The sequence below is a fragment of the Quisquiliibacterium sp. genome (assembly GCF_982640115.1).
The window spans coordinates 1-6,034 of the sequence record NZ_CEXFHW010000208.1; the positions used below are offsets into that span (position 1 = coordinate 1).

General features: G+C 69.3%; 7 protein-coding genes and 1 pseudogene. 3 read left to right on the forward strand and 5 right to left on the reverse strand.

Annotated elements, in window-relative coordinates:
* Positions 1-319, forward strand: a pseudogene (locus AC2H6A_RS17140) (hypothetical protein); the annotation flags it as partial.
* 188 nt (positions 320-507) lie between these two features.
* Here the strand turns inward: AC2H6A_RS17140 and guaA are convergent.
* A complete protein-coding gene (guaA, locus tag AC2H6A_RS17145; RefSeq protein WP_484274931.1) occupies positions 508-2,136 on the reverse strand; it encodes a glutamine-hydrolyzing GMP synthase in 1,629 nt (542 codons plus the stop codon).
* 6 nt (positions 2,137-2,142) lie between these two features.
* On the reverse strand, positions 2,143-3,603 hold the full coding sequence (guaB, locus tag AC2H6A_RS17150) for an IMP dehydrogenase (RefSeq protein ID WP_484274932.1): 1,461 nt from the start codon (positions 3,601-3,603) through the stop codon (positions 2,143-2,145).
* Positions 3,604-3,702: 99 nt separating this feature from the next.
* Here guaB and AC2H6A_RS17155 point away from each other — a divergent pair, with 99 nt between their 5' ends.
* Positions 3,703-4,236 carry a DUF4124 domain-containing protein gene (locus tag AC2H6A_RS17155; RefSeq protein WP_484274933.1) on the forward strand — a complete coding sequence of 178 codons (534 nt, stop codon included), beginning with the start codon at positions 3,703-3,705 and terminating at the stop codon, positions 4,234-4,236.
* Here AC2H6A_RS17155 and AC2H6A_RS17160 read toward each other — a convergent pair.
* Positions 4,178-4,597, reverse strand: coding sequence for an RnfH family protein (locus tag AC2H6A_RS17160; protein ID WP_484274934.1), 420 nt, complete (start codon positions 4,595-4,597; stop codon positions 4,178-4,180). The genes AC2H6A_RS17155 and AC2H6A_RS17160 overlap by 59 nt on opposite strands.
* The gene (locus tag AC2H6A_RS17165; protein ID WP_484274935.1) at positions 4,594-5,034 is read right to left on the reverse strand and encodes a type II toxin-antitoxin system RatA family toxin; all 441 of its coding nucleotides are present in this window, start codon (positions 5,032-5,034) and stop codon (positions 4,594-4,596) included. The genes AC2H6A_RS17160 and AC2H6A_RS17165 overlap by 4 nt, the downstream gene beginning before the upstream one ends.
* A 50-nt stretch (positions 5,035-5,084) precedes the next feature.
* Between AC2H6A_RS17165 and smpB the strand changes: the two genes are divergently transcribed.
* Positions 5,085-5,531 (forward strand): SsrA-binding protein SmpB, encoded by a 447-nt coding sequence (gene smpB, locus AC2H6A_RS17170; RefSeq protein ID WP_484274936.1) that lies wholly within the window; start codon positions 5,085-5,087, stop codon positions 5,529-5,531.
* On the opposite strand, the gene AC2H6A_RS17175 is transcribed toward smpB, so the two are convergent.
* On the reverse strand, positions 5,515-6,034 hold a 520-nt coding region (locus AC2H6A_RS17175), incomplete at its 5' end, for a 3'-5' exonuclease (protein ID WP_484274937.1). The two genes, smpB and AC2H6A_RS17175, sit on opposite strands and share 17 nt — an antisense overlap.

Consider the following 6,034-nt stretch of genomic DNA (forward strand, 5'->3'; position numbering starts at 1 on the left):
AGGGGTTCGGGAGGAGGCGCTGCTTCCCCTGCACTACCTCTTCGCCACGCAAGGCGAACTCGGACGTGCGCAGTTCAAGGCCATGACCGGCCTGGGCGAGCGCGTGGCCACCGCCACGCTGTCGGCGCTGCTCGCTCGCGGGTTCCTCACCACGGACTCCCCTTACGGGAGCCTGCGGTTTGGCATCCCACGTCATGCGCTTCGCTTCTACTTCCCCGCCTTGTGGCCGGAGGCGGAGCAGGATCAGGACCTGCTCGATGGCCAGGTCGGGCTGGCTGCCGTGCCTCGCGGCACATCGCGACGCAGTTCCCCGGTCTGACGCGATCGGAGCGCCGACCACCCGTCGCAGAGCTGTTTCGGGCACCTGTGCTGGCCGGCATGATCGCGGGCTTCTTCGTCACCGGCTGCGCCGCCGGGGTGCTGCTCGCCTGGGCCTATGGCAAGGCTCAGCCGGGAGAGCAACCCGCATTTCCACTTCTGCGACAACCTCGCAAAAGGCGCGCCCCTCTACTCCCACTCGATGGTCGCCGGCGGTTTCCCCGAGATGTCGTAGACCACCCGATTGATGCCCCGGACTTCATTGATGATCCGGTTGGACACCCGGCCGAGCAGTTCATGCGGCAGATGCGCCCAGTGCGCGGTCATGAAGTCCTGGGTCTGCACCGCCCGCAGCGCCACCACGTGCTCGTAGGTGCGACCGTCGCCCATCACGCCCACCGAGCGCACCGGCAGGAAGACCGCAAAGGCCTGCGAGGTGAGGTCATACCAGCTGGTGCCGACCTGCCCGGACTCGACGAGACCCGCGGCCACATCGCGTTCAGTGGCCGCGGTGGCGCGCAGCTCATCGATGAAGATCGCATCGGCCCGCCGCAGCAGGCTGGCGTACTCGGCCTTCACCTCGCCCAGGATGCGCACCCCCAGGCCCGGTCCCGGGAAGGGATGGCGGTAGACCATTTCTCGCGGCAGGCCCAGCGCCACGCCGAGCTCGCGCACCTCGTCCTTGAAGAGCTCGCGCAGCGGCTCCAGCAGCTTCAGGCGCATCGAGGCCGGCAGGCCACCGACATTGTGGTGCGACTTGATGGTGTGCGCCTTCTTCTTGGCGCCGGCCGATTCGATCACATCGGGGTAGATGGTGCCCTGCGCCAGCCAGCGGGCATCGGTCTGGCGATCGGACTCGCGCTGAAAGACCTCGACGAACTCGGCGCCGATGATCTTGCGCTTGGCCTCGGGATCGGAGACCCCGGCCAGCCGCGACATGAAGGCATCGGCGGCATCGACATGGACGACCTTGACGCCGAGGTGCTGGGCGAAGGTGCGCATCACCTGCTCGGCCTCGTTCAGGCGCAGCAGCCCGTGATCGACGAACACGCAGGTGAGCTGCGCGCCGATGGCGCGATGGATGAGCGCCGCCGCCACCGAGGAATCGACGCCGCCTGACAGGCCCAGGATGACCTGATCGGCGCCCACCTGGGCGCGGATGCGACCGAGCGCCTCGTCGATGAAGCCGGGCATGGTCCAGTCGCCGCGCGCCGCGCAGATCTCGCGCACGAAGCGGCGCAGGATCGCCCTGCCCTGCCGGGTGTGGGTGACCTCGCTGTGCCACTGCATGCCGTACCAGTGCCGAGCCTCATCGGCCATGCCGGCGATCGGGCAGCTCTCGGTGGATGCCATGAGCCGGAAGCCTTCCGGCATGCGCACCACCTTGTCGCCGTGGCTCATCCAGACATCGAGCAGGCCGTGGCCCTCGGCGTTGGTGTGGTCCTGGATACCCTCGAGCAGGCGGGTGTGGCCGCGGGCGCGCACCCGGGCGTGGCCGAACTCGCGCACGCTGCCAGCCTGCACCTCACCGCCAAGCTGGGCAGCCATGGTCTGCATGCCGTAGCAGATGCCGAGCACCGGCACACCAGCCTCGAACACCGCCTGCGGGGCCCGCGGCGAGCCGGGCTCGGTGACCGAACTGGGACCGCCCGAGAGGATGATGCCCTTGAGCGAGCCGTCAGCCCGCCACGCGGCGAGCACCGGCTCGAGCTCATCGAAGGGATGGATTTCGCAGTAGACCTCGCACTCGCGAACCCGGCGAGCGATGAGCTGCGTGACCTGCGAGCCGAAATCGGCGATGAGGATCCGGTCGTGCATGCCGGATCAGTCGATGTGGTAGTTGGGGGCTTCCTGCGTGATCTGCACATCATGGACATGCGACTCGCGCATGCCGGCCGATGTGATCTCGACGAAGGACGGGCGGGTGCGCATGGTCTCGATGTCGCGGCAGCCGCAGTAGCCCATGCTGGCCCGCAGGCCGCCGCAGAGCTGATACACGATGGCCACCACCGAGCCCTTGTAGGGCACCCGGCCCTCGATGCCCTCGGGCACAAGCTTGTCGGCGTTGGCGGAAGAGTCCTGGAAGTAGCGGTCGGCGGCGCCCTCCTGCATGGCGCCCAGCGAGCCCATGCCCCGGTAGGCCTTGTACGAGCGACCGTGCAGCAGCACCACCTCGCCCGGTGCCTCTTCGGTGCCGGCGAACATGGAACCCATCATGACGGTATCGGCGCCTGCGGCGATGGCCTTGGCGACATCGCCCGAGTAGCGGATGCCGCCGTCGGCGATCATCGGCACCCCCGTGCCCGCAAGCGCGCCAGACACATCGGAGATGGCCGAGATCTGGGGCACGCCCACACCGGCCACGATCCGGGTGGTGCAGATGGAGCCGGGGCCGATCCCGACCTTGACCGCATCAGCGCCGGCCTCGACCAGCGCGCGGGCCGCCTCGGCGGTGGCAATGTTGCCGCCGATGACATCGATGGCGGGGTACTGACGCTTGATCTCGCGAACCCGGTCGATCACGCCGCGGGTATGGCCATGCGCGGTGTCGACCACGATGGCATCGACGCCCGCACGCACAAGGCGCTCGACCCGCTCTTCACTGTCGCCGCCCACGCCCACCGCAGCGCCCACGCGCAGCTTGCCGCTGGCGTCCTTGGCGGCGTTGGGGTGCTCGGTGGCCTTCATGATGTCCTTGACCGTGACCAGCCCGCGCAATTCGAAGGCCCCATTGACCACCAGCACCCGCTCCAGGCGGTGCTGGTGCATCAGCGCCTGCGCCTCATCGAGCGTGGCGCCCTCGGGCACGGTGATCAGCCGCTCGCGCGGGGTCATGATGGTGCTCACCGGCTCGTCGAGCCGCGTTTCGAAGCGCAGGTCACGGTTGGTAACGATGCCCACCACCTTGCCCCCTGCCAGCACCGGCAGACCCGAGATGCGGTGCTGCCGGGTGAGCGCGATGACCTCGCGCACCCGCATGTCAGGGGTGATGGTGATCGGATCAGAGAGCACGCCCGACTCGTAACGCTTGACCCGAAGCACCTCGGCGGCCTGCGCCTCGGGCGAGAGGTTCTTGTGGACGATGCCGATGCCGCCCTCCTGAGCCATGGCAATGGCCAGCGGGGCCTCGGTGACGGTATCCATGGCCGCCGACAGCAGCGGGATATTGAGCGCGATCCGCCGTGACAGGCGGGTCTTGAGCGAGGTGTCGCGAGGGAGGATGTCTGAGTACGCGGGAACGAGCAGGACGTCGTCGAATGTCAGCGCCTTCTTGGTCAGTCGCATGGCTTGTCCGCGTCGCAAAACGCCATTATACCGTCGGCGCCTGCACGCGATCCGGCAGCCGCCGCCCGCCGGCGGGCCCGCTCCGTTCGTCGCGACGCCATGAGCCTGCCGGCCCGAGCTCACCACAATCATCGGATGAGCCCCCGACTCGCCCTCTCCCGCGTGATGTGCCTGCTGGGCCTCGCCACGCTGCTCGTCGCGCCTGCTGCCGCCCAGTACCGATGGGTGGATGAGAACGGTCGCACCGTGTACTCGGACCAGCCGCCGCCGCCCGGGAGAACGGTGGTCAAGCAACTGGAGCCCCCCGCGCCGGTTGCCCCCCCGACCGCACCCGCCACCGCGAACCCGGCCGGGGCCGCTCGGCCGAGCAGTGCCGATCGGGACAAGGCCGCACGCCAGCGCACCGAGGACGCCCGCAAGGCCTCGGAAAAACAGGCCGAGGAGGCACGCCGTGCGGCCGAACTGCGGCAGGCCTGCGCCGATCGCCAGGCCGATCTTCGGGTGCTCGACTCGGGCGCCCGCATCATGCGGGTGGATGCCAATGGCGAACGGGCCTACATGACCGACGACGAGATCAGCCGCCGGCGTCAGGTTCTGGTGCAGTCGATCCAGGACGATTGCCGGGATCGCTGAGTCGCGGGCGGCTGCGCCCGGCCCCCAGGCTGGCGCCCGCTTGCTGAGCCCGCTTGTGCGCGACGCGCCGCTCGCGGGCTACCTTGGGGTCGACCCGCAGCGGCCCGAGCAGTTCGATCCGGTCTCCCGCGAGCAGGACATGATCCGGACCGCGCAGTCGGCCGTGCACCGCCACGCTCACCGCCGGGTCGGCTGCCACCGCGCCCGGAAGCCCCTGCGCCAGGGCCAGGACGAGCGCATCACCCAGGCGGCTGCCCGTCGGCACGGCAAGCTCGAGCAGCCAGGCCGAATCGGCCTCGCTCCAGGCGACGCTGATCCGGATCGGAGGGCGCTCGCCCGGGGCGGCAGCGGGCCCGCTCATGCCGGCGCCGCGTAGACCTGTTCGGCGCGGCGCACGAAGGCATCGACGAAGGACCGGGCGATCTGGTCGAAGATCGGCACCAGGGTCTGGCCGAGCAGGCCGCTCTTGAAGGTGTAATCGAGCCGGAACTCGACCTTGCAGGCATCGGCGCGAAGGGTCTGGAAACGCCACAGGCCGTCGAGCGACGAGAAGGGGCCATCGCGAAGCGTCATGCCGATGCGATGCGGCGGGTGCAGCTCGTTCACGGTGCTGAACGACTGCCGGATGCCGTGGAAGTGAATGCCCAGGCTGGCCACCATGCGATTCAGGCTGCGCTCATGCACCGTGGCCGCCGAGCACCAGGGCAGGAAAGCCGGGTAGTTCTCGACATCATGGACCAGCGCGTACATCTGCTCGGCGCTGTAGGGCAGCAGGACCGTCTTGTGGACCGAAGGCATCTGTGAGGAGGAGCGCGGCGACAAACGCGGCGGATTGTATCCTTGCGGCCATGAGCATCGTCGAAAACAGAAAAGCGCGCCACGACTACTTCATCGAGGAACGCTACGAGGCCGGGCTGGTGCTCGAGGGCTGGGAGGTCAAGGCCATCCGCGCCGGTCGCGCCCAGCTCAAGGAAGCCTACGTGATCATCCGCCAGGCTGAGCTGTTCCTGATCGGGGCCCACATCACGCCGTTGACCTCGGCCTCCACCCATGTGAAGCCCGACCCCACGCGCACCCGCAAGCTGCTGATGAACGCTGCCGAGATCGACAAGCTCATCGGCAAGGTGGAGCGCGCCGGCCACACCCTGGTGCCACTCGACCTGCACTACGTCCGCGGCCGGGTGAAGCTGGCGGTGGGCCTGGCCAAGGGCAAGAAGCAGTTCGACAAGCGCGCCACCGAGAAGGAACGCGAGTGGCAGCGTGACAAGCAGCGGCTGCTCAAGCAGACCGGCTGAGCCAGCGACCCTCCCGGGCGCGTCGCGCCAGCGCGGCGGGCTCGCGCATCGCAAGCGGTACCCGCGACAGCAGCATCTGGAAGAGCATGGCCGTGGCCATCGCGTCGCTGACGGCGTCATGGCGCTCGGTCACCGGAATGCGGCACTGCGCCAGCCAGTCGTCGAGGGCGCCGCTTCGCGGGCCGCTCAGCAGCGCCGGGGCGAGTTCGGCCAGATCGACCCAGCGCCCCGGCGGCATGGGCGCGCCGGCAGCGCGACAGGCCCGACGCAGGAAGCCGCGATCGAAGGCGGCATGAAACGCCACCAGGGGATCATCGCCCGCATAGGCCGCGAAGGCGGCCAGCGCTTCGGCCGCAGGCCGGCCTGCGCGCTGCGCCTGCTCGCCGATCCGATGGACCAGGATGTTGTCGCGATCGGCGAGCCGCTCCGGGCGAAGGCCCATCTCGAAGCTGTCGGCAGGCGCCACGCGGCCGTCGCGCACGGCGACGGCGCCGATGGCGAGC